The sequence below is a fragment of the Agrobacterium burrii genome (genome assembly GCF_017313405.1).
In the GTDB taxonomy this organism is placed as follows: domain Bacteria; phylum Pseudomonadota; class Alphaproteobacteria; order Rhizobiales; family Rhizobiaceae; genus Agrobacterium; species Agrobacterium burrii.
On sequence record NZ_JAFLNA010000005.1, the window covers coordinates 281879 to 303135 of the forward strand.

At 59.4% G+C, this 21257-nt stretch carries 23 protein-coding genes; 18 read left to right on the forward strand and 5 right to left on the reverse strand.

Annotation, left to right across the window (positions count from 1 at the left end; genetic code table 11):
- Nucleotides 1–53 precede the first annotated feature (53 nt).
- The 15 genes from trpS (at nucleotide 54) to trmB (ending at nucleotide 13936) form a co-directional block, all read left to right on the forward strand.
- Nucleotides 54–1118 carry a tryptophan--tRNA ligase gene (trpS, locus tag JZX89_RS12220; RefSeq protein WP_153515192.1) on the forward strand — a complete coding sequence of 355 codons (1065 nt, stop codon included), beginning with the start codon at nucleotides 54–56 and terminating at the stop codon, nucleotides 1116–1118.
- Between the two features lie 115 nt (nucleotides 1119–1233).
- Nucleotides 1234–1725, forward strand: a complete 492-nt coding sequence (locus JZX89_RS12225; protein ID WP_149898411.1) for a universal stress protein — start codon at nucleotides 1234–1236, stop codon at nucleotides 1723–1725.
- A 142-nt stretch (nucleotides 1726–1867) separates the two neighbouring features.
- Nucleotides 1868–2431 carry a NifU family protein gene (locus JZX89_RS12230; RefSeq protein ID WP_052820288.1) on the forward strand — a complete coding sequence of 188 codons (564 nt, stop codon included), beginning with the start codon at nucleotides 1868–1870 and terminating at the stop codon, nucleotides 2429–2431.
- A 21-nt stretch (nucleotides 2432–2452) separates the two neighbouring features.
- On the forward strand, nucleotides 2453–3121 hold the full coding sequence (gene tsaB / locus JZX89_RS12235) for a tRNA (adenosine(37)-N6)-threonylcarbamoyltransferase complex dimerization subunit type 1 TsaB (RefSeq protein ID WP_153515191.1): 669 nt from the start codon (nucleotides 2453–2455) through the stop codon (nucleotides 3119–3121).
- Nucleotides 3122–3189: 68 nt separating this feature from the next.
- Nucleotides 3190–3684 (forward strand): GNAT family N-acetyltransferase, encoded by a 495-nt coding sequence (locus JZX89_RS12240; protein WP_149898413.1) that lies wholly within the window; start codon nucleotides 3190–3192, stop codon nucleotides 3682–3684.
- Nucleotides 3685–3754: 70 nt separating this feature from the next.
- Nucleotides 3755–4183, forward strand: coding sequence for a Fur family transcriptional regulator (locus JZX89_RS12245; protein WP_149898414.1), 429 nt, complete (start codon nucleotides 3755–3757; stop codon nucleotides 4181–4183).
- A 30-nt stretch (nucleotides 4184–4213) separates the two neighbouring features.
- Nucleotides 4214–5008 carry a lyso-ornithine lipid O-acyltransferase gene (gene olsA, locus JZX89_RS12250; RefSeq protein WP_207134185.1) on the forward strand — a complete coding sequence of 265 codons (795 nt, stop codon included), beginning with the start codon at nucleotides 4214–4216 and terminating at the stop codon, nucleotides 5006–5008.
- 65 nt (nucleotides 5009–5073) lie between these two features.
- A complete protein-coding gene (miaB, locus tag JZX89_RS12255) occupies nucleotides 5074–6477 on the forward strand; it encodes a tRNA (N6-isopentenyl adenosine(37)-C2)-methylthiotransferase MiaB (protein WP_174374150.1) in 1404 nt (467 codons plus the stop codon).
- Between the two features lie 40 nt (nucleotides 6478–6517).
- The gene (locus JZX89_RS12260) at nucleotides 6518–7573 is read left to right on the forward strand and encodes a PhoH family protein (RefSeq protein WP_149898416.1); all 1056 of its coding nucleotides are present in this window, start codon (nucleotides 6518–6520) and stop codon (nucleotides 7571–7573) included.
- 10 nt (nucleotides 7574–7583) lie between these two features.
- Entirely contained in the window at nucleotides 7584–8090 is a 507-nt protein-coding gene (ybeY, locus tag JZX89_RS12265; protein WP_153515189.1) for an rRNA maturation RNase YbeY, read from the forward strand.
- Between the two features lie 15 nt (nucleotides 8091–8105).
- The gene (locus JZX89_RS12270; RefSeq protein ID WP_149898418.1) at nucleotides 8106–9251 is read left to right on the forward strand and encodes a hemolysin family protein; all 1146 of its coding nucleotides are present in this window, start codon (nucleotides 8106–8108) and stop codon (nucleotides 9249–9251) included.
- Nucleotides 9252–9471: 220 nt separating this feature from the next.
- Nucleotides 9472–11061 (forward strand): apolipoprotein N-acyltransferase, encoded by a 1590-nt coding sequence (gene lnt, locus JZX89_RS12275; RefSeq protein WP_207134186.1) that lies wholly within the window; start codon nucleotides 9472–9474, stop codon nucleotides 11059–11061.
- Between the two features lie 133 nt (nucleotides 11062–11194).
- Complete coding sequence (locus JZX89_RS12280) at nucleotides 11195–11614, forward strand: helix-turn-helix domain-containing protein (RefSeq protein ID WP_207134187.1); 420 nt, start codon at nucleotides 11195–11197, stop codon at nucleotides 11612–11614.
- A gap of 186 nt (nucleotides 11615–11800) precedes the next feature.
- The gene (metK, locus tag JZX89_RS12285) at nucleotides 11801–13063 is read left to right on the forward strand and encodes a methionine adenosyltransferase (RefSeq protein WP_149898420.1); all 1263 of its coding nucleotides are present in this window, start codon (nucleotides 11801–11803) and stop codon (nucleotides 13061–13063) included.
- A 174-nt stretch (nucleotides 13064–13237) separates the two neighbouring features.
- Nucleotides 13238–13936 carry a tRNA (guanosine(46)-N7)-methyltransferase TrmB gene (gene trmB / locus JZX89_RS12290; RefSeq protein ID WP_207134188.1) on the forward strand — a complete coding sequence of 233 codons (699 nt, stop codon included), beginning with the start codon at nucleotides 13238–13240 and terminating at the stop codon, nucleotides 13934–13936.
- Between the two features lie 12 nt (nucleotides 13937–13948).
- Here trmB and JZX89_RS12295 read toward each other — a convergent pair whose 3' ends face one another.
- Complete coding sequence (locus tag JZX89_RS12295) at nucleotides 13949–14848, reverse strand: ribokinase (protein WP_207134189.1); 900 nt, start codon at nucleotides 14846–14848, stop codon at nucleotides 13949–13951.
- Nucleotides 14849–14901: 53 nt separating this feature from the next.
- Nucleotides 14902–16095 carry a DNA recombination protein RmuC gene (locus JZX89_RS12300; protein ID WP_174374155.1) on the reverse strand — a complete coding sequence of 398 codons (1194 nt, stop codon included), beginning with the start codon at nucleotides 16093–16095 and terminating at the stop codon, nucleotides 14902–14904.
- A gap of 149 nt (nucleotides 16096–16244) precedes the next feature.
- Between JZX89_RS12300 and def the strand changes: the two genes are divergently transcribed.
- Genes def through truA form a run of 3 tightly spaced genes read left to right on the forward strand, consistent with a single transcriptional unit; the run spans nucleotide 16245 to nucleotide 18543 of the window.
- The gene (gene def, locus JZX89_RS12305; RefSeq protein ID WP_149898424.1) at nucleotides 16245–16757 is read left to right on the forward strand and encodes a peptide deformylase; all 513 of its coding nucleotides are present in this window, start codon (nucleotides 16245–16247) and stop codon (nucleotides 16755–16757) included.
- A gap of 50 nt (nucleotides 16758–16807) precedes the next feature.
- Nucleotides 16808–17743, forward strand: a complete 936-nt coding sequence (gene fmt / locus JZX89_RS12310) for a methionyl-tRNA formyltransferase (protein WP_207134190.1) — start codon at nucleotides 16808–16810, stop codon at nucleotides 17741–17743.
- Nucleotides 17743–18543 carry a tRNA pseudouridine(38-40) synthase TruA gene (gene truA, locus JZX89_RS12315; RefSeq protein WP_207134191.1) on the forward strand — a complete coding sequence of 267 codons (801 nt, stop codon included), beginning with the start codon at nucleotides 17743–17745 and terminating at the stop codon, nucleotides 18541–18543. Before fmt ends, truA begins: the two co-directional genes overlap by 1 nt.
- A 21-nt stretch (nucleotides 18544–18564) precedes the next feature.
- Here the strand turns inward: truA and JZX89_RS12320 are convergent, their stop codons facing one another.
- From JZX89_RS12320 to dapD, 3 genes are read right to left on the reverse strand one after another with little or no spacing between them, the layout of a single operon-like run.
- Nucleotides 18565–19161, reverse strand: coding sequence for a hypothetical protein (locus JZX89_RS12320; RefSeq protein ID WP_207134192.1), 597 nt, complete (start codon nucleotides 19159–19161; stop codon nucleotides 18565–18567).
- Nucleotides 19145–20341 (reverse strand): succinyl-diaminopimelate desuccinylase, encoded by a 1197-nt coding sequence (gene dapE / locus JZX89_RS12325; RefSeq protein ID WP_207134193.1) that lies wholly within the window; start codon nucleotides 20339–20341, stop codon nucleotides 19145–19147. Before dapE ends, JZX89_RS12320 begins: the two co-directional genes overlap by 17 nt.
- A gap of 14 nt (nucleotides 20342–20355) precedes the next feature.
- Nucleotides 20356–21210: a 2,3,4,5-tetrahydropyridine-2,6-dicarboxylate N-succinyltransferase gene (gene dapD, locus JZX89_RS12330; RefSeq protein ID WP_046799357.1), complete on the reverse strand. Its 855-nt coding sequence runs from the start codon at nucleotides 21208–21210 to the stop codon at nucleotides 20356–20358.
- Nucleotides 21211–21257: the final 47 nt, after the last annotated feature.

The window sequence follows — 21257 nt, forward strand, 5'->3', positions numbered from 1 at the left end:
GTGCAATTCAAATCACGGGGCGAGGCCCTCCACAAGCCTTTTCGAGGACGACAATGAACGAATTCAAGCCGCTGGTTTTCTCGGGCGTCCAGCCGACCGGCAATCTGCATCTCGGCAATTATCTCGGCGCTATCCGCAAGTTCGTGGCTTTGCAGGAAGATAACGACTGCATCTATTGCGTCGTCGATATGCATGCCATCACCGCCCAGCTCGTTCATTCCGACCTGAAGGCGCAGACCCGTTCGATTGCGGCCGCTTTTATCGCTGCGGGCATCGACCCGGTGAAGCATATCGTCTTCAACCAGTCGGCCGTGCCGCAGCATGCGGAACTGGCATGGGTGTTCAACTGCGTGGCGCGTATCGGCTGGATGGAGCGCATGACGCAGTTCAAGGACAAGTCCGGCAAGAATGCCGAACAGGTCTCGCTCGGTCTGCTCGCCTATCCGAGCCTGATGGCCGCCGATATTCTCGTCTATCGCGCCACCCACGTTCCTGTCGGTGACGACCAGAAGCAGCATCTGGAACTGGCCCGCGATATCGCCCAGAAATTCAACATCGATTTCAGCGATCATATCCGCAACGCCGGTCTCGGCCTTGATATCAAGGTCGGTGACGAGCCGGTACATGCCTATTTCCCGATGGTGGAGCCGCTGATCGGTGGCCCCGCGCCGCGTGTCATGTCTCTGAAGGACGGCACCAAGAAGATGTCGAAGTCCGACCCGTCCGATCTGTCGCGCATCAACCTGATGGACGACATCGACGCGATTTCGAAGAAGATCAAGAAGGCGAAGACCGATCCCGATGCGCTGCCGAGCGAAGTGGAGGGCCTGAAGGGCCGCCCCGAGGCGGAAAACCTCGTCGGTATCTATGCCGCTCTCTCCGACAAGACGAAGGCGGATGTTCTTGCCGAATTCGGCGGACAGCAATTCTCGGCCTTCAAGCCGGCACTCGTGGAGCTTGCGGTTAATGTGCTCGCTCCGGTCAACAACGAGATGCGCCGCCTTCTCGATGACCCGACCCATATCGACGCCATCCTCAAACAGGGCGGTGAGCGCGCGCGTACTATTGCTGAAAAGACGATGAACGAGGTGCGCGACATCATCGGCTTCCTGCGCTGAGAAGTCGCTGCCACGCTGATGCGGCGGGCGGTTTGCGCCTGCCGTGATTTGATATAATCTCCGCCCGAACCGTCGGGCGGTTTCTCGGATCACGGCGGACCTAAGGGAGTGCGGAATGGTTTCAAAACGGCTGTCGCGTCTGGAAGGGCATCGCCGCAAGTTTCTCGCTGTTATTGATGACACACCGGAATGCGAAAGGGCCGTGCATTATGCCGGTCGTCGCGCCAAGAACTCCAATGGTGGGCTGGTGCTGCTCTACATGATCCCGGAAGGCGATTTCCAGCAATGGCTGGGCGTCGAACAGATCATGCGGGCCGAAGCCCGCGAGGAGGCGGAAGCCACGCTCGCGAAAATCGCCCAGAAGGTGCGGGAGACCATCGGCATCGAGCCTGAAGCGGTGATCCGCGAAGGCAGCGCCACCGAGCAGATCCACGGGCTGATCGAGGAAGACCGCGATATCGCCATTCTGATTTTGGCGGCGGGATCGACGAAAGAAGGGCCGGGACCGCTCGTTTCTTCCATCGCCGGGCGAGGGGCAGCCTTCCCCATTCCCGTCACTGTCCTGCCGGATACGCTGACGGATGAGGAAATCGACGCGCTCTGCTGATCCGGGTTTAGGGCAAGATTTAGGGGCTGACGATTTCTTGAATGTAATTATCATGTCAGGGCTTGAAGTGAAGCTTCGCCGGGCGTATTTTGGAAGAATTCTAAATTACGGGGCGTGAACCGCGACCTCGAAGGAGACGATGATGTTCATTCAGACGGAAGCCACGCCCAACCCCGCCACGCTGAAGTTTCTGCCCGGCAAGGTGGTGCTGGAAAGCGGGACAGCTGAGTTTCTCAATCCTTCGCAGGCGCAGGCTTCTCCGCTGGCGGAGCGTCTCTTTACGATTCCCGGCGTCACCGGCGTTTATTTCGGCTTCGATTTCATAACCGTCACCAAGGACGATGCGGAATGGCAGCACCTGAAGCCTGCCATTCTGGGCTCGATCATGGAACATTTCATGTCCGGTCGCCCGATCATGGGCACGGCAATCGCTGCCGAAGTATCGGACGAAGAGGACGAGTTTTTCGAAGAGGGTGACGAGACGATCGTCGCCACGATCAAGGAACTGCTGGAAACCCGCGTGCGCCCCGCGGTGGCGCAGGATGGCGGCGACATCACTTTCCGCGGTTTCCGCGATGGCACCGTGTTTCTGAACATGAAGGGTGCCTGCTCGGGTTGCCCGTCCTCCACCGCCACGCTGAAGCACGGCGTTCAGAACCTGCTTCGCCATTTCGTGCCGGAAGTGCGCGAAGTCGAAGCGGTATGACATTGTAAGCCAGGCCACGACATGATTGTTCTCGCACTCGACACGTCAGGTGTGGATTGTTCCGCCTGCGTTTATGACGGCGCCGCCGACAGGGTGCTCGGCGAGGTGTGCGAAATGATCGGCAAGGGTCATGCCGAGAGGTTGATGGCCGTGATCGATCGCGCCCTGCAGCAGGCGCGACTTCCGCTGCAGAAGGTTGAGCGCATCGCCGTGACCATCGGTCCGGGGTCCTTCACTGGCATCCGCGTCGGTGTTGCCGCCGCGCGTGGCTTTGCCCTGTCGCTTGGCGTCGAGGCAGTCGGCGTCACCACGCTTGAAACGCTCGCCCTGCATCATCTGCTGACAACTCCCGGCCGGCCCGTGGCCGTCGGGCTGGATGCCAAACGTGGCGAAGCCTATCTCCAGACTTTCGCGGCAGATGGATCGCCGCTGGCTGAGGCGACGCTTTTGTCTCTGGATGACGCCAGGGGTGTTCTCTCCGGTTTCGATGGTGCCGTGATTGGCTCGGCCGCACCGCTGTTTGCAGGAGAGGAAATCGGCTCCGGGCCGGACCATTTCCCGATTGCGTCTGTTGCGCGCTCTGCGGCGCGCAAGCCCGCGGGTCAGCCGAAACCTGCACCACTTTATCTGCGCGGTCCGGATGCCCGGCCGCAAACCGGTTTTGCGCTGGCACGTCAGGACGTTGCCTGATAGGGCATTTGCCCATGCCCGTGACTGATTCCTGTAATGCCCGATTCTTGTGATGCCAGATTCCTATTATGTTTGACGAATATCTGAGCTGGAAACCCTATTTCGAGATCGTGCCGATGCAGCATGAGGATTGCGCCGCGGTGGCGGAACTGCATGCGCTGCGTTTTCCGCGCCCTTGGAATGACGGTGAATTTTCCGGGCTATTGACGCAGGGCTCGGTTTTCGGCGCGGTAGCGCGCCAGACCAACGCGTTCTTCAGCAAGCCACTTGGCGGTTTCGTGCTGGCGCGGGAAGTGGCGGGCGAGGCGGAAATCCTGACCGTCGCCGTGGCTGACAAGTTCGGACGCACCGGTCTCGGCTGGCGCCTGATGCAGTCGGCGGTACGTGAAGCGATGATGCGCGGCGCTGAAACCATGTTTCTCGAGGTGGACAACGGCAACGCCTCCGCTCTCGGGCTTTATAAAAAGCTCGGCTTCAAGACGGTTGCGGAGCGCAAGGCCTATTACACATCCAGGGATGGAACCAAGTCGACGGCGCTTGTCATGCGCCGCGATCTTCGCTAGTTCCCTGCGACAGGCATTTTTTCGGCGAAAGCCGCAAAATTCAACCGGAATACTCAAAAGGCCAGAAGACGTGATAGACCTTTCGAAAACGCTGGAGGAGCTTTGTGCCGAACGCGGCATGCGGATGACGGACCAGCGCCGTGTCATTGCCCGCGTCCTGCAGGAGTCAGCCGACCACCCCGATGTCGAGGAGCTTTACCACCGCTCCTCCGCTGTTGATCCGCGTATCTCCATTTCCACCGTTTACAGAACGGTGAAGCTGTTCGAGGACGCCGGCATCATCGAGCGTCACGATTTTCGCGATGGCCGCTCGCGTTATGAGACGGTGCCCGAAGAGCACCACGATCATCTGATCGATCTGAAGAACAGCGTGGTCATTGAGTTTCACTCGGCGGAAATCGAAGCGCTTCAGGAAAAGATCGCCCGCGAGCACGGCTTCAAGCTGGTGGATCATCGGTTGGAACTTTACGGCGTGCCGTTGAAGCCCGACGAACGCTGAGACGCCGGTGACAAAACGGGTGTTTCACTCATGATGTGGCTGCGCACAGCCTATATCGCGATCGTTCTCCTGATCGTCACGCTCATCCTGCTGCCGCTGCAACTCCTGGGCCTTGCCTTCGACTGGCGGCTGCGTCGCCGTATTCCGCGCATCTGGCATCGCATTGCCTGTCATGTTCTCGGCATTCGTGTGCATGTCCACGGAGAGGTGGAGCGGGCAAAACCGCTGATGCTGGCGGTCAACCACGCCTCGTGGAAGGACATCCTCGTTCTCGGCAGCATTGCCGACGTGGTGTTCATTGCCAAGACGGAAGTGCGGGACTGGCCCGTCTTCGGCTGGCTCGCCCGTCTGCAGAAAAGCATCTTCGTTCAACGCGAGCAGAAGCGCAGCACCGGTGCGCAGGTCAGCGAGATCGCCGCCCGCATGGCGGATGGCGAGATCGTCGTGTTGTTCCCCGAAGGAACCACTTCGGATGGCAACCGTATGCTGGCGGTGAAATCATCGCTGTTCGGTGCCGCTTCCACCGCCGCTGAACAGGTGCCGGGCAAGCTCGTTTACGTGCAGCCGGTTGCGATTGCCTATACGCGGGTGCATGGCATGGCCATGGGCCGTTACCACCGGGTTATTGCCGCCTGGCCGGGCAGCATAACGCTGGTGCCGCATCTGCTTGGCATCATCAAGGCCGGCGCCATTGATGTGGACGTGACCTTCGGCGAGAGTGTCCCATTCCACAGCACGGATAACCGCAAACGACTTTCCACCGATATCGCCGCTGCGATCCGTAACATGCTGGCGTTCAGCCTGCGCGGCGGCTGGCGGAAATAGCGCCATCATAGCTTTTCTGGCATTTTTCTATTTAATCTGGCTCGGAAAGACACTAGATAGCCGCCATGACCCAGGAAACCATTAGCCTCGACGTCCCCGAATTGATCACCCGCGAGGGCTCGAATAGCCGCAAGGTCTTTATCAAGACCTATGGCTGTCAGATGAACGTCTACGATTCCGTCCGCATGAGCGATGCGCTGGCGAAGGACGGTTACGTTCAGACGGAGGATATGGGCGAGGCGGATCTGGTTCTCTTGAACACCTGTCATATCCGCGAAAAGGCGGCTGAAAAAGTCTATTCGGCGCTCGGCCGCCTGCGCGACATGAAAAAGTCGCGGCAAGAGCAGGGCCGTGAACTCATGATCGGCGTTGCCGGCTGTGTGGCGCAGGCGGAAGGGGAGGAAATCCTTCGCCGCGCGCCCGCCGTCGATGTCGTCATTGGCCCGCAGACTTATCACCGCCTACCGGAGGCTCTGAAGCGGGTACGCGGCGGCGAACGCGTCATCGAGACCGAATATGCGGTCGAGGACAAGTTCGAGCATCTGCCGATTGCCGAAAAGGCGACGCTGCGCACACGCGGCGTTACCGCGTTTTTAACGGTGCAGGAAGGCTGCGACAAGTTCTGTACCTTCTGTGTCGTACCTTACACGCGCGGCTCCGAAGTCTCTCGCCCGGTGCGCCAGATCGTCGATGAGGCGATGAAGCTGGTTGATGCCGGCGTGCGCGAGATCACGCTGCTCGGCCAGAACGTCAATGCCTGGCAGAACGAAGGCCCGAACGGCGCAAAATGGGGTCTCGCCGAACTTCTCTACCGGCTGGCGGAAATTCCGGGGCTTGCAAGGCTTCGCTATACCACCAGCCACCCGCGCGACATGGACGATCGCCTGATTGGCGCCCATCGCGATCTGCGTATTCTCATGCCCTATCTGCATCTACCGGTACAGTCAGGATCGGATAGCATTCTGAAAGCGATGAACCGTCGCCATACGGGCGAGGAATACATCCAGCTTATCGAAAAAATCCGCACCGCCCGCCCTGATATTGCCATGTCGGGGGACTTCATTGTCGGCTTCCCCGGTGAAACGGATCGTGATTTCGAAGACACGATGGCGCTGGTTGAGACGGTGAAATATGCGCAGGCCTTCTCTTTCAAATATTCCACCCGTCCGGGCACGCCGGGTGCTGATCTTAACGATCAGGTTGGGGAAGAGGTGAAGGCCGAGCGGCTGGAGAGATTACAGGCTCTGTTGCTGCGGCAGCAGAAGGAATTTGCGGAATCGCTGGTCGGAAAGACGATGGATGTGTTGCTGGAAAAGCCCGGCCGCATGCCTGAACAGTTGATAGGTCGTTCTCCCTGGCTGCAATCCGTGAATCTTGATGCAAAGACTTTGAAAATCGGTGACATTGTTAATGTACGAATCACCGCAACGGGTCCAAACAGCTTGTTTGCCGAGGTGGCAGGGAGTTAGAGTGAGGAGCCGACACTGATTGGGACAGGAGCCTGACCGCTTGAACGCACATGAATTGGTATCACCTTCATCGCGCCAGCCACGCCAAGCCGCGACCGACGCCAATCACTTCGTCCTCACGTTCGAGAATAACAGGATAGCGGGAGAGCTATTCGGTCAGTTCGATCAGAACCTGAAGCTGCTGGAGCAGCGCCTCAACATCGATGCCCGCCCGCGCGGCAATTCCGTTGCCATTACCGGCGATGTCGTCGCCACCAATCAGGCCCGCCGGGCGCTGGATTTCCTTTACGAACGCCTGCTCAAGGGCGGAACCGCCGAAGTTTCCGATGTGGAAGGGGCGATCCGTATGGCCATGGCCGCCGACGACCAGCTGACCTTGCCGACGATGGAGCGCAAAGCAAAGATTTCCATGGCGCAAATTTCCACCCGCAAGAAGACGATCGCTGCCCGCACGCCGACGCAGGATGTCTATATGCGGGCGCTGGAACAATCCGAGTTGGTTTTCGGCGTCGGCCCCGCAGGCACCGGCAAGACCTATCTTGCCGTTGCACATGCGGCGCAACTGCTGGAGCGCGGCGCGGTTGACCGTATCATCCTGTCGCGTCCTGCCGTCGAAGCGGGTGAACGTCTCGGCTTCCTTCCGGGTGACATGAAGGAAAAGGTCGATCCTTATCTCCGCCCGCTTTATGACGCGCTTTATGACATGATGCCGGGTGACAAGGTGGAGCGCGCCATTCAGGCGGGCGTCATCGAAATCGCACCGCTCGCCTTCATGCGTGGCCGGACCCTTGCCAACGCCGCCGTCATTCTGGACGAAGCCCAGAACACCACGACCATGCAGATGAAGATGTTCCTGACCCGTCTCGGCGAAAACGGTCGCATGATCGTGACCGGAGACCCGAGCCAGGTGGACTTGCCGCGCGGTGTGAAATCCGGCCTTGTCGAGGCTCTGCAAATCCTCCCCGATGTGGAAGGTGTGTCCGTCGTGCGCTTCAAGGACGTCGACGTTGTCCGTCATCCTATGGTGGCGCGCATCGTCCGGGCCTACGAGTCCCACACCGCGGTGCCGGATGAGAGCCTTCCGAAGGGCAACTGACGTAAAGACAATGACAGCTCTTGATATTCAAATCAGCGTCGAGGCCGAAGGCTGGTCCTCGGAAGAGGACTTGGCTGCCTTCGCCACCAAGGTACTGGATGCGGCGGTCGATTATCTGAAGCGGGAAGAGGAGCAACCCTTCCCGAAAATGCCGGTGGAACTGTCGCTGGTCTTTACCGATGATGAAAATATTCGGGAAATCAATGCCGAATGGCGCGACAAGGACAAGGCGACCAATGTCTTGTCTTTCCCCGCTTTTCCGCTGGAACCGGGCGGTATGCCCGGCCCGATGCTGGGCGATATCGTCATCGCGCGCGAGACGGTTGAGCGCGAGGCCCTTGAACTTGACAAGAGTTTCGAGGATCATCTGACCCATCTTCTCGTTCACGGGTTCCTGCATTTATTTGGTTATGACCACATGGACGAGGAAGAAGCGGAAGAAATGGAGTCGCTTGAGACTCGCATTTTGGCGGTGCTTGGCCTATCTGATCCATACGCGGGTCAAGAACCGCTTTGAATATTGTCTGGAGCCATGAACGAACATTCTGCACGACCTGCCAATGAGGGCAGAGAAAACGGCGAGCAGTCCTCTTCGGAGGAAGGCAGTAGTCACTTACGTCAAGACTCTCCTGCAAAGCCGAGATCGACGATCTGGTCACGCATATCACGGTTGCTGAAACCGTCACAGGGCGAGCGCCTGCGCGAGGATTTGACCGACGCGCTGATGGCCGACACCGAAATCGGTGCTGCCTTTTCGCCCGAAGAGCGGGCGATGCTGAACAATATCCTGCGTTTCCGGGAAGTTCGGGTCGAAGATATCATGATCCCGCGGGTGGATATTGACGGTCTCGACCAGAACATGACCATCGGCGAGGCGCTGATCCTCTTTGAGGAAACCGGCCGCTCCCGTATGCCGGTCTATGATGAAACGCTGGATGACCCCAAGGGCATGATCCACATTCGTGATCTCTTGGCCTATGTCGCCAAGCAGGCGCGCAACAAGCGGCGGGCCGGCTCGCGCAGCGTGGCTTATGGCGAAGCGAAAGCGCCGCGTTCGCCGCGCCCGAATTTCGACCTGGCGCGGGTCGATCTGGAACAGACGGTTGCCGATGCCGGGCTGGTGCGTAAAATTCTGTTCGCGCCGCCCTCCATGCTCGCCTCCAATCTCTTGAAGACCATGCAGGCGCAGAGAACACAGCTCGCGCTCGTGATCGATGAATATGGCGGTACGGACGGCCTCGTCAGCCATGAGGACATCGTTGAGATGGTCGTGGGCGATATCGATGACGAGCACGACAAGGACGAGACGATGTTTTCGCGTCTTTCCCCCGACGTGCTCGTGGCCGATGCCCGCGCCGAACTCACCGAGCTTGCCGAGGCGATCGGCCCGGAATTCGATGTCCGCGAACATCTGGAAGAAATCGATACGCTCGGCGGTCTCATCTTCTTCGCGCTCGGCCGCATACCGGCCAAGGGCGAGGTGGTCAGGGCCGTGCCCGGTTTCGAGTTCCAGATTCTCGATGCGGATACAAGGCGTATCAAGGGTGTTCGCATCGTCCGTGATCACGGCTCGGAAGGGCAGGATGATCGCGCACCGGGCGATGCCCGCGACAATGAGGTGATTGCGCTGCCCGCGCCGGATGTTCGTCTCATCACGCACCAGCAGAATGCCGACTGAAGAGGACCGGCGGGGTAATCCCGTCGGTTCGCTGCTTGAATGTCGGTCCGGCAGCTTTGAATGCTTCTGTTGGCCGACGAAAACTACACCCGGTCATCAGGGCGTTCTCCACTCCTGTGGACTGCGAATCTTTTTTCCGTTACTCCGGGTCTGAGGGAAAATTCCGTGGCGCGGCCTTGTCGGGGCGGGCTTTTCCGGGCGCGCATAAAACGGAGATGGCATGGAGCGTCTTGCAGGCAGGGTAATGCTGGCGGGTGGCAAAAGCCGCGCAGTGATGGCAATTGCCGCAGGCGCGGTCGGAGCGCTAGCATTGCCTCCATTCGGTTTTTTCGCGGCGCTGTTTTTCTCTTTCACCCTGCTTGTCTGGCTGGTGGATGGCTGCACCGGCAAGCCGGGCGGCGGCATCTTCAGCCGCATCCTGCCCGCTTTTGGCATCGGCTGGTGTTTCGGCTTCGGCTATTTCGTGGCGGGTCTTTGGTGGTTGGGCAATGCCCTTTTGCTGGAGGCAGACGAGTTCGCCTGGGCGCTGCCGCTTGCCATCATCGGCCTTCCGGCTCTTCTTGCGCTGTTTTACGGTTTTGCGGTCGCAGCCGCCAACATCGTCTGGTCGGATGGTCTCGGTCGTATTGCCGCCCTTGCCGCCGCATTCGGCTTTTTTGAATGGCTGCGCAGTTTTCTTGCGACTGGATTTCCCTGGAACGCCATCGGTTACGGCATCATGCCTATCCCCGTCATGATGCAGGCCGCCCATCTGCTCGGGCTTTTCAGCGTCACCACGCTTGCTGTCTTCATTTTCGCCTCGCCGGCCCTGATTGGCACGAAAAAAGGCATGTGGCCGTGCCTTGCTCTGGCGGGCCTGCTGCTGGCCGGCCATTTCGGTTATGGCTTCTATCGCCTTCAGACACCGGTGGAGACACCGGCGGATGCGCTGACCGTCAGGATCGTACAGCCCTCCATCGATCAGTCCCGTAAAATGCTGAACGCCGACAGGGCAGAGATTTTCGGCGAACATCTGCGGCTGACGGCGCTGCCGCCCGGTGAAGGGAAAAAGCGCCCCGATATCGTCGTCTGGCCGGAAACCTCCGTGCCCTTCATCCTGACGCAGAACCCGGACGCTCTGGCGGAAATCGCAAAGACGCTGGAGGACGGGCAAATCCTGTTCACCGGCGCTGTCCGAATGGAAGATCAAGGTGCTGGCCGACCGCCGCGTTATTACAATTCAGTCTATGCAATCGACAGCCAGGGCGAAATCATCGCCGCAAGCGACAAGGTTCACCTGACGCCCTTTGGCGAATATGTTCCCTTCGAAGGCATTTTGCGGGAGTTCGGCATCGACAATGTCATCAGCCTGCCGGGTGGTTTCTCCGCCGCCTCGTCGCGCACGCCCCTGACGCTGCCTTCCGGCAAGACCTTCTATCCCCTGATCTGTTACGAGATCATTTTTCCCGGTGAGATGACGCCGGGTCTGGCGGGTTCGGCAGCAATACTGAACGTGACAAATGACGGCTGGTTCGGCAACACGCCTGGTCCTTATCAGCACTTTTTGCAGGCGAGAGTCCGGGCTGTGGAAACGGGAGTGCCGGTGATTCGCGGCGCCAATACCGGAATTTCCGCCGTCATCGACCCCTATGGGCGCATTATTGCCGGGTTGGATTACGGTCGGGTCGGAATTGTTGACGCCACTTTGAGTGGTGGGTCAAACGACGCATTTACTTACGACACACATCGGACGTATTTCTGGTTGATTTTTTCAATCATGCTAATCGTTGCGGTATTTCCTGCCTGGAGTTTTGCCCGGCGTCAGAATTGACCGGGAACTCCCGCAATTGCATAGTGAATACGTCAGTCGTAAAACAAGTTTAGACGCTGTCGAAATGCCGGCTCATTTCTTCGAATAGTAATGAAGCGAGATATCAACCCTTTCCGAGTGTCAGGACCGCATGATGACCGAGAATAAGAAAAAGCCTAACCCCATCGACATTCATGTCGGAAGCCGAATTCGTCTCCGCAGAACCATGCTCGGCATGAGCCAGGAAAAGCTGGGTGAAAGCCTTGGAATTACCTTTCAGCAAATCCAGAAATATGAAAAGGGCACGAACCGCGTCGGTGCGAGCCGCCTTCAGAATATTTCCGCGATCCTCAACGTTCCGGTGTCCTTCTTTTTCGAAGACGCTCCTGGCGATCAGGTTGGCGGCGCGACAGGCATGGCGGAAGCCTCCAGCTCCAACTACGTGGTTGACTTCCTGTCCTCGGCTGAAGGTCTGCAGCTGAACCGCGCTTTTGTGAAAATCGCCGATCCCAAGGTTCGCCGCCGTCTCGTTGATCTCGTCAAGGCGCTCGCCGCCGAAGGAGACACGGAATAGTCTCGACAGCGATGCCCATAATTTCCGGCAAGGGCGCCGGACACTCAACGGTCCGCAAGGGCCGTTTTTTTGTGCCAGATTAGAAAGGAATTCTCACATAAAGATATATTTATGTGGTTGTGTCCTTGTCTTTCGTGGTCGAAATGACTAACAAACTCGAAGACCGTTCTTTGAGGGGAATCCCGCATGCGTGCCAATTACCTGTTCACCAGCGAGTCCGTGGCCGAAGGTCATCCGGACAAGGTTTGTGACCGTATTTCCGATGAAATCGTAGATCTCATTTATCGTGAAGCGTCCAAGACGGGTGTTGACCCATGGACCGTGCGCATCGCATGCGAGACGCTTGCGACGACCAACCGCGTCGTTATCGCCGGTGAGGTTCGGGTTCCCGATACCCTGCTGAAGAAGGACAAGGACGGCAAGGTCGTCAAGGACGCCGCCGGCCATCCGGTCATCAATCCTTCCAAATTCAAGTCCGCTGCCCGCAAGGCGATCCGCGATATCGGCTACGAGCAGGACGGTTTTCACTGGAAGACGGCCAAGATCGACGTTCTCCTGCATCCGCAGTCGGCGGATATCGCGCAGGGCGTCGACAGCGCTTCCGACAAGCAGGGCGATGAGGGTGCTGGCGACCAGGGCATCATGTTCGGTTATGCCTGCAAGGAAACGCCGGACCTGATGCCGGCCCCGATCTATTATTCGCACCGTATCCTGCAGCTTCTCGCTACCGCCCGCAAGAGCGGCGAAGGCGAAGCGGCAAAGCTCGGGCCGGATGCCAAGAGCCAGGTGACCGTTCGTTACGTCGATGGTAAGGCTTCGGAAGCCGTGTCCATCGTTCTTTCAACGCAGCATCTCGATGCAAGCTGGGATTCGAAGAAGGTTCGCGCCGTTGTCGAGCCCTATATCCGCGAAGCTCTGGGCGACCTGAAGATCGCCGACGATTGCCAGTGGTATATCAACCCGACGGGTAAGTTCGTCATCGGCGGTCCCGATGGCGATGCCGGCTTGACCGGCCGCAAGATCATCGTCGACACCTATGGTGGCGCTGCCCCGCACGGTGGCGGTGCATTCTCCGGCAAGGACACGACCAAGGTCGACCGTTCTGCCGCCTATGCCGCCCGCTACCTCGCCAAGAATGTGGTTGCTGCCGGTTTGGCCGAGCGCTGCACCATCCAGATCGCCTATGCGATCGGCATCGCCCAGCCTTTGTCGATCTATGTCGATCTGCACGGCACGGGCAAGGTCAGCGAAGACCAGGTTGAAGGCGCGATCCGCAAGGTCATGGACCTCTCGCCGTCGGGCATCCGCCGTCATCTCGATCTCAACAAGCCGATCTATGCCAAGACGTCCTCTTACGGCCATTTCGGCCGCAAGGCCGGCCGTGACGGCTCCTTCTCCTGGGAGAAGCTCGATCTGGTAAAGCCGCTCAAGGAAGCTTTGAGCGCTTGAAGCATTTCCAGTAAAAGTGCATCGCGGTTTTACGTCCGGAAAATGCGGGGGCTTGTTCCAAGCCTTGTCATTCGACGGCGATTGAGAGATACCGTTTGCACCATTTGTAACCCGCACAGCGGCCATTCACGTGGCTCTGTGCGGGTTAAGTCTATTTGTTCTTGAGAGTATGAGATGACGGAAGAGCGGCGCTCACGCGCAACGGAAGCGTTTTTTGGCAGACGCAAGGGCAAGCCTTTGCGCAACCAGCAAATCGACACGATCGAAAACCTGCTGCCTTTGCTGAAAATCGATCTGGAGAGCGCGCCACCGCAGAATCTCGTGGCTCTCTTTCCGGCGGATGTGAAATCTGTCCGTCTTGAGATCGGTTTCGGCGGCGGTGAGCATCTTGCCCATCGTGCGGTTGAGAACCCGGAGACGGGTTTCATCGGGGTCGAACCATTCGTCAATTCCATGGCCAAGCTCTTGGCAAGCGTGCGCGAAGGCGAATTGATGAATATCCGCCTTTACGATGATGACGCGACGCAACTGCTGGACTGGTTGCCGGAGGGGTCGATCGATCACATCGATCTTCTCTATCCCGACCCATGGCCGAAGAAGAAGCACTGGAAACGCCGTTTCGTCTCCGACGTCAATCTCGCCCGCTTCTACCGGGTGCTGAAACCCGGCGGCAAGTTCTGCTTCGCATCGGATATCGATACCTACGTCAACTGGACGCTGCAGCATTGCGCTCGCCATGGTGGTTTCGAATGGACGGCGACGAGCGCTGACGACTGGCGCACGCCCTATGCCAACTGGCCCGGGACGCGTTATGAGAACAAGGCGAAAAGAGAAGGCCGCAGCTCGGCCTATCTCACTTTTATTCGTCGCTGAGCGGCTGAAGTCTCAGATATTCGCATCCACTTCCGCCGCAAGCGGAATGGAAGGCTGGGCGCCGGCGCGGGTGCAGGCGAGCGAACCCGCGACAGCGGCGCGCTTCAGCGCCTTTTCGAAATCCATGCCCTGATCGAGGCTGGCGGCGAGATAACCGCAGAAGGTATCGCCCGCGCCAACCGTATCGACTGGCACGATTTTCAGACCGGCCGCCCGGTAAAGCTTGCTATTGCGAATGGCGATGACGCCGTCCGCACCAAGCGTCACGATCAATGTCTGGCCGGTCTTCTCATGCAGGGCCTTGAGTTCGTTTTGCCGCTCCGAATCGGAAAGCCCGTTCTTGCCGATCAGCAGCTCGAACTCGGTTTCATTGGCGATGACGATATCTGCAAGGCCAGCGAGGCGTGGTCCGTCGGCGGTCAGCGGCGCGGTATTGATGACGGTGGTGATGCGTTTCGCCTTTGCGGCCGCCAGTGCGGCTTCGATGGCAGGCGCTGGTATCTCGAACTGCAGCATCAGAATATCGCCCGCCGACATCTCCGCCACGACCTTTGCTGCGTCGGATGCGGAAACTTCGCCATTGGCGGCAGGAATGACCGAGATCATGTTTTCCCCGCCTTCACCGATAAGGATCATCGCCGTACCGGTCGGGCCGGGCGCGGCCTTGACGAGCGAGAGGTCGGTCCCGGCATCACGCAGCAAGGTCAGTGCCGGTGCGGCAAACGTATCGTCGCCCGCAGCGCCAGCCATTTTGACCGTGGCGCCTGCCCGCTTTGCGGCAAGCGCCTGATTGGCTCCCTTTCCGCCCGCCGCGGTGGAGAAGCTCTCTCCCGTCACGGTTTCACCGGGCTTGGGAAGGCGCTTGGCGGTGGCGATGAGGTCCATGTTGATGGAGCCAAAAACAGTAATCATGGGCGGCGTGTCCGTATGAAATTCAAGCAAGGCGGCGACTTTGCCCGAGACGATCACTCGTCGTCAACCACCCGCAACTTTGCCGCACCGGCTCTGTTCTCCGCAAAGCGACGCGCCTGCTCGATTTCTCCATGTGAAGCTTCTTTCTCCGTCGGAGAAAAATCGAGGCCTTCAATCTTCTGGCCGCGCGCCAACACTTTGTCGGAGGAAATCAGCATCATGTCGACGTCCTTCTGCGCCAGCCCGAAATGGGCCTGCAGCTTGCGTGTCCGGTCGTCCAGCCGCCGCACATCGTCCATCAGCAGCGCCACTTCGCCCTGAATGAGATGCGCCTGCTCCCGCATGCGCTGATCTTTCAGTACCGACTGGATGACCTGCACCGACAGCATCAGAAGCGACGGCGAAACGATGACGACGCGGGCACGGTGGGCGCGCTGCACCAGATATTCGAAATGCTGGTGAATATCGGCGAAGATTGATTCGGAGGGTACGAAGATGAAGGCCGTATCCTGCGTCTCGCCGCGAATGAGATATTTCTCCGCCACGTCGCGAATATGCACTTCCATATCGCGGCGGAATTGCTGGGTGGCGGCGCGTTTGGCGTCCGGCGATTCATCTGCTTTCAGTGCGTTCCACGCTTCCAGCGGAAACTTGGCGTCGATGACGAGGGATGGTGCATTATTCGGCATCTTGATCGTGCAATCCGGCCGGTAACCGTTCGAAAGCGTCGGCTGAAGCTGGAAAGCGCCGGCGGGGAGGGCATCGGCGATCAGTGCTTCCATGCGCGCCTGTCCGAAAGCTCCGCGGGTCTGTTTGTTGGAGAGGATCGCCTGCAGCCCGACGACATCCTTGGCCAGATCCTGAATATTGCCCTGTGCGGCATCGATGACCGCGAGGCGTTCCTGCAGGCGGCTGAGATTTTCGTGTGTTGATCGTGTCTGTTCCGTCAACGTTTCGCCCAGCCGCTGCGACATGCCGTCGAGACGCTGGTTCAGCGTCTGGCTCATCTCGGTCTGGCGTGTGCCAAGCGTCTCCGCCATGGCGGCGATACGGCCGTGCAGTTCGGACTGGGTTTTCAGCAGATCGGAGATTTCACCATCGGCTCCCGGCTTTTTCACGCGGTTTGACGTGATCAACCATGTGATCGTCAGACCGAAAACCAGAGCCGCGAGCAGCGCGCCGAAGCTGATATCGACGGAACCGGCCCGCAATGCTGGATCGAGGAGAACGGATAAATCTATGCTCATGATTAAATCTAGCAGATTTCTTGTGATTCGTAAGATCAAAACAAGAACATTCCTGCGGCGGAAATGAGTCCGGGAGAGCGGAAGCCCGGCGCAGTTTGACCGCTCGTGTTTTTTATTTCCTCCGCGCAAGAGATACGTTATGGGAAGCCATGACTATCAAACCGCTTATCATTTTGCCCGATCCCGTGCTGCGCCAGCAATCGAAACCCATCGAACAGGTGGATGCCGAAGTGCTGCGTCTCGCCGACGACATGCTGGAAACCATGTATGACGCGCCGGGCATTGGTCTTGCCGCCATTCAGGTCGGCGTTGCGCGGCGGATGCTGGTGATCGACGTTGCGCGTGAAGGTGAAGAAAAGACCCCCGTCGTCTTCATCAATCCGGAAATCCTCAAGGTGTCGGATGATATTTCGACCTATGAGGAAGGCTGCCTTTCCATTCCCGATTATTACGCCGAAGTGGAGCGTCCTGCGGCGCTGACGGTCCGATATGTCGGTCGTGACGGCAAGCAGGTGACTGTCGAGGCGGATGGTCTTTTGGCGACTTGTTTGCAGCACGAGATCGATCACCTGAACGGTGTTCTGTTCATCGACCATATTTCGCGGTTGAAGCGCGACATGGTCATCAAGAAATTCACCAAAGCGGCCCGCGCAAAGGTCTGATTCGTCCTCCTTAGCATGAGACGGAACGGCAGAAAGGGCAGGGGGCGACGATGGCTCTTCGCATCATCTTCATGGGTACACCGGATTTTTCCGTTCCGACCTTACGTGCATTGGTGGAAGCGGGTCACGAGGTCGTTGCCGTTTATACGCAGCCGCCGCGTCCCGGTGGTCGCCGTGGCCTCGACCTGCAGAAGTCGCCGGTGCATCAGGCTGCCGAATTGCTGGGGCTTCCCGTTCTGACGCCGGTGAATTTCAAGGCGGAAGAAGATCGCCAGCAGTTCCGGGACTTCAACGCCGATGTCGCGGTCGTCGTGGCTTACGGCCTGCTCCTGCCCGAAGCGATCCTCTCCGGCACGCGCCTTGGCTGCTACAATGGCCACGCCTCGTTGCTGCCGCGCTGGCGGGGTGCCGCGCCCATCCAGCGGGCGATCATGGCTGGCGATGCCGAGACCGGCATGATGGTCATGAAAATGGAAAAGGGGCTGGATACCGGCCCCGTCGCACTGACGGCGAAGGTTGCGATCGGCGAGAACATGACCGCCGGCGAATTGCACGACAGTCTCATGCTCGCCGGCGCGCGGCTGATGCGGCAGGCGATGGACAGACTGGAAGCAGACGACCTGCCCCTCGTCACACAGGCGGAAGAGGGCGTTGTTTACGCTTCCAAGATTGACAAGGGCGAGACCCGGATTAATTTTTCCCGGCCGGCACAGGATGTGCATAATCATATTCGCAGCCTTTCGCCTTTTCCGGGCGCGTGGCTGGAGATGAAAATCGGCGGCAAGGCGGAGCGCGTGAAGGTTCTGGCCTCCGAACTGGCGAGCGGCATGGGGGAAGCGGGCGCGGTGCTCGACGACGCTCTCACCATCGCCTGCGGCAGCGGTGCGGTGCGGCTCACCCGCTTGCAGAAGGCGGGGGGCAAGCCGCTGTCGGCTGCCGATTTCGTTCGCGGCACGCCGGTTCCCCCCACAACGAGGCTTGGCTGATGCCACGTTTCCGCATGACCGTCGAATATGACGGCTCACCCTATTTCGGCTGGCAGAGACAGGAGAACGGCCCCTCTGTTCAAGGCGCGCTAGAGGCAGCGATCCGCTCGCTGACCGGGGAGACCGTTTCCATTCGCGGCGCGGGTCGCACCGATTCCGGCGTACACGCTGTCGGGCAGGTGGCCCATGCCGATCTTTCGCGCGATTGGGAGCCGTATAAGCTTCGCAATGCTATCAACGCTCATCTGGCCATGGCGAAAGAGGCCGTTTCGGTTCTCGACGTCGCTGCCGTGACGGAAGATTTCGACGCCCGTTTTTCCGCCACCCGCCGCCATTATCTCTATCGCATCATCTGCCGGAAGGCTCGGCTGGCGCTGGAGCACAAACGCGCATGGTGGGTGTCGAAAGACATGGACCATGAGCGCATGCATGCAGCTGCGCAGATGCTCGTCGGCCGACATGATTTCACCACCTTTCGCTCGGTTCATTGCCAGGCGAACAGCCCGATCCGGACACTCGACCGGCTGGATGTGACGCGCAACGGCGACCTCATCGAAATCCGCGCGACGGCGCAGAGTTTCCTGCATAACCAAATCCGCTCTTTCGCCGGTACGCTGAAAATGGCCGGTGAAGGCGCCATGACACCGGAGGATGTGCGCGCGGCACTGGAGGCACGGGATCGCAAGGCCTGCGGCCCTGTCGCCCCGCCGGACGGTCTTTATTTCATGCAGGTTGATTATCCTGATGTCATTCCGCCGCGTGTCTATTCAAAAGTCGAAACGGCCGAGGACGCAGACTGACTTGGAAGTCCATCTCAATGCTCAGGCCGGATAAACGCCGAGAAAACGCTGCAGCGCCTCCGACAGAAGCATGGCGGGAACGAGCAGTGTCATGACGATGGCCGAGGCGAGCAGCGACTGGTCGCGGATGAAAAACCGCACGATCCGCGAAAAGGCGAAGACCAGCGACAGGAGCAGCGCCAGCCACAGAATGGCGATCAGCCCCTGTAAGGGCGGCAGGAAGAATGCGATCAGGATCAGAACCGCATAGGCATAGGAAAACGGCAGCGACAGCCAGTTCATGGTGGTGACGAGTGGCGCGAATTTTTCCCGTGCGCCGAAGGCGAACAGCAGCATGCCGATCAACAGCAGCGGCACGATCCAGCAGATGGCCTCGACCATCGCCAGGCGGAAGAAAAAGATGAACCCTGTTCCGGTTCCGGGCGGATAGCTGGCCAGGAACGTAGCACGCAGCCACAGCCAGGACACCAGCATGGCGGGCAGGCACCAGAGGGCGGAATAGAAGGAGCGCCACATGCCGCGCTCGGAAAGATCCAGATAGCGCGCACCGGTGTGGTCGCCGAGCAGCAGCAGCCACAGGCCCTTCAGATAAAGCCTTATTTCACTTGCCGTCGGCATGGGCGAACCAGCGTTCGATAAAGGTCTCGTAAATACGCGTCAGCGTCTCGAGATCGGCAACCGCCACACGTTCATCGACCATATGCATGGTCTGTCCGACGAGACCGAACTCCACCACCGGGCAATAATCCTTGATGAAGCGCGCATCCGAGGTACCGCCGGTGGTCGAGAGCTTGGGTTCCTTGCCAGTCACGGCCTCAACCGCGCCTGATAGCGACGAGATGAGCGCGTTGTTGCGCGTCAGGAAAACGTGAGCCGGACGGTCGGCCCAGACGATCTCATATTTGACCGGGCCGCGGTCAGGCCGAAGCTCGCCTTCGGCTGCAGCGGCATCCAGACGGCGGATGATTTCTGTCCGCAGGCTTTCCGCGGTCCAGGTATCGTTGAAACGGATGTTGAAGGCCGCCGTCGCTCGTGCGGGGATGACATTGGTAGCGGCATTGCCTGTATCGACGGTCGTGACTTCCAGATTGGATGGCTGGAAATTATCCGTGCCGTGATCGAAAGGCGGATGCATCAGCGCGTGGGTCAGTTGCAGCAGTCCGCGAATGGGATTGTCGGCGAGATGCGGATAGGCGGCATGCCCCTGCACGCCGTGCACCGTGATCCGGCCGGAGAGCGATCCCCGCCGGCCGATCTTGATCATGTCGCCCAGCTGGTCGGGGTTGGTTGGCTCGCCCACCACGCAGGCATCCCATGTCTCGCCCTTGGCGGCGGCCCATTCCAGAAGCTTGGAGGTGCCGTTGATCGACGGGCCTTCCTCGTCGCCAGTGATCAGGAAGGAAACCGATCCCTGCGGTTTGCCGTGTTTTTCGATATGGCGGGCAATGGCGGCGACGAAACAGGCGATACCGCCTTTCATGTCCACCGCACCGCGACCGTACATTTCTCCGCCAGCAATGTTGGCGGCAAAGGGCGGATGGCTCCACGCGGCCTCGTCGCCCACGGGGACGACATCCGTATGGCCCGCAAACATCAGATGCGGACCCTCGCTACCGAGCCGGGCGTAGAGGTTCTCCACGTCAGGCGTTCCCTCTTCCGTTGCCATTACGCGCTCTACCGCAAAACCAAGCGGTGAAAGCAGCGTATCGAGCAGCGAAAGCGCACCGCCTTCGGCGGGCGTCACCGAAGGGCAGCGAATAAGGGCGGCGAGGTTGGAAACGGGATCGGTCGTGGTCATGGCAGTCGCTTTTATCAGTCGCGCAGAAGCTCGTTGATGCCGGTCTTGGAGCGGGTCTTTTCATCGACGCGCTTGACAATGACCGCGCAATAAAGGCTCGGGCCCGGCTCGCCGTTCGGGAAAGGCTTGCCTGGCATGGTGCCCGCAACGACGACGGAATAGGGCGGCACTTCGCCATAGGTGATCTCGCCGGTGGCGCGGTCGACGATTTTGGTAGACTTGCCGATGAACACGCCCATGCCGAGAACCGCGCCTTCGCGCACGATGCAGCCTTCGACGACTTCCGAGCGGGCGCCGATGAAGCAATTGTCCTCGATGATGGTCGGGCCGGCCTGAAGCGGCTCCAGAACGCCGCCAATGCCGACGCCGCCGGACAGGTGCACGTTCTTGCCGATCTGCGCGCAGGAGCCAACGGTTGCCCAGGTGTCGACCATCGTGCCTTCATCGACATAGGCGCCGAGGTTGACGAAAGAAGGCATCAGCACGACGTTCTTCGCCACGTAAGCCGAACGGCGCACGACGGCATTCGGCACGGCGCGGAAACCGGCGGCGCGGAACTGGTTTTCACCCCAGTTTTCGAACTTCGACGGCACCTTGTCCCACCAGGTGGATTCGCCCGGTCCGCCGGTCACGATCTCCATATCGTTCAGACGGAAGGAAAGGAGCACGGCCTTTTTCAGCCACTGGTTCACCTTCCAGTTGCCATCCGCCTGCTTTTCAGCGACGCGCGCCTTGCCGCTGTCGAGAAGTTGAAGAGATGTGTTCACCGCGTCGCGAACCTCGCCCTTCGTCGATACGTTCACACCATCGCGGTTGTCGAAGGCGGTTTCGATGATGGTTTCGAGGGAGGTGAGATCCGTAAGGCTCATGGAAAATTCCTTAAAGTCGCGTGTGGTCTTGGTCACGGAAGGTCCCG

Bases quoted from the DNA above. Each gene is read 5' to 3' on its own strand.
- trpS (WP_153515192.1), top strand. From the start codon at position 54: ATGAACGAATTCAAGCCGCTGGTTTTCTCGGGCGTCCAGCCGACCGGC.
- JZX89_RS12225 (WP_149898411.1), top strand. From the start codon at position 1,234: ATGGTTTCAAAACGGCTGTCGCGTCTGGAAGGGCATCGCCGCAAGTTT.
- JZX89_RS12230 (WP_052820288.1), top strand. From the start codon at position 1,868: ATGTTCATTCAGACGGAAGCCACGCCCAACCCCGCCACGCTGAAGTTT.
- tsaB (WP_153515191.1), top strand. From the start codon at position 2,453: ATGATTGTTCTCGCACTCGACACGTCAGGTGTGGATTGTTCCGCCTGC.
- JZX89_RS12240 (WP_149898413.1), top strand. From the start codon at position 3,190: ATGTTTGACGAATATCTGAGCTGGAAACCCTATTTCGAGATCGTGCCG.
- olsA (WP_207134185.1), top strand. From the start codon at position 4,214: ATGATGTGGCTGCGCACAGCCTATATCGCGATCGTTCTCCTGATCGTC.
- miaB (WP_174374150.1), top strand. From the start codon at position 5,074: ATGACCCAGGAAACCATTAGCCTCGACGTCCCCGAATTGATCACCCGC.
- ybeY (WP_153515189.1), top strand. From the start codon at position 7,584: ATGACAGCTCTTGATATTCAAATCAGCGTCGAGGCCGAAGGCTGGTCC.
- JZX89_RS12270 (WP_149898418.1), top strand. From the start codon at position 8,106: ATGAACGAACATTCTGCACGACCTGCCAATGAGGGCAGAGAAAACGGC.
- lnt (WP_207134186.1), top strand. From the start codon at position 9,472: ATGGAGCGTCTTGCAGGCAGGGTAATGCTGGCGGGTGGCAAAAGCCGC.
- JZX89_RS12280 (WP_207134187.1), top strand. From the start codon at position 11,195: ATGACCGAGAATAAGAAAAAGCCTAACCCCATCGACATTCATGTCGGA.
- metK (WP_149898420.1), top strand. From the start codon at position 11,801: ATGCGTGCCAATTACCTGTTCACCAGCGAGTCCGTGGCCGAAGGTCAT.
- trmB (WP_207134188.1), top strand. From the start codon at position 13,238: ATGACGGAAGAGCGGCGCTCACGCGCAACGGAAGCGTTTTTTGGCAGA.
- JZX89_RS12295 (WP_207134189.1), bottom strand. From the start codon at position 14,848: ATGATTACTGTTTTTGGCTCCATCAACATGGACCTCATCGCCACCGCC.
- JZX89_RS12300 (WP_174374155.1), bottom strand. From the start codon at position 16,095: ATGAGCATAGATTTATCCGTTCTCCTCGATCCAGCATTGCGGGCCGGT.
- def (WP_149898424.1), top strand. From the start codon at position 16,245: ATGACTATCAAACCGCTTATCATTTTGCCCGATCCCGTGCTGCGCCAG.
- fmt (WP_207134190.1), top strand. From the start codon at position 16,808: ATGGCTCTTCGCATCATCTTCATGGGTACACCGGATTTTTCCGTTCCG.
- truA (WP_207134191.1), top strand. From the start codon at position 17,743: ATGCCACGTTTCCGCATGACCGTCGAATATGACGGCTCACCCTATTTC.
- JZX89_RS12320 (WP_207134192.1), bottom strand. From the start codon at position 19,161: ATGCCGACGGCAAGTGAAATAAGGCTTTATCTGAAGGGCCTGTGGCTG.
- dapE (WP_207134193.1), bottom strand. From the start codon at position 20,341: ATGACCACGACCGATCCCGTTTCCAACCTCGCCGCCCTTATTCGCTGC.
- dapD (WP_046799357.1), bottom strand. From the start codon at position 21,210: ATGAGCCTTACGGATCTCACCTCCCTCGAAACCATCATCGAAACCGCC.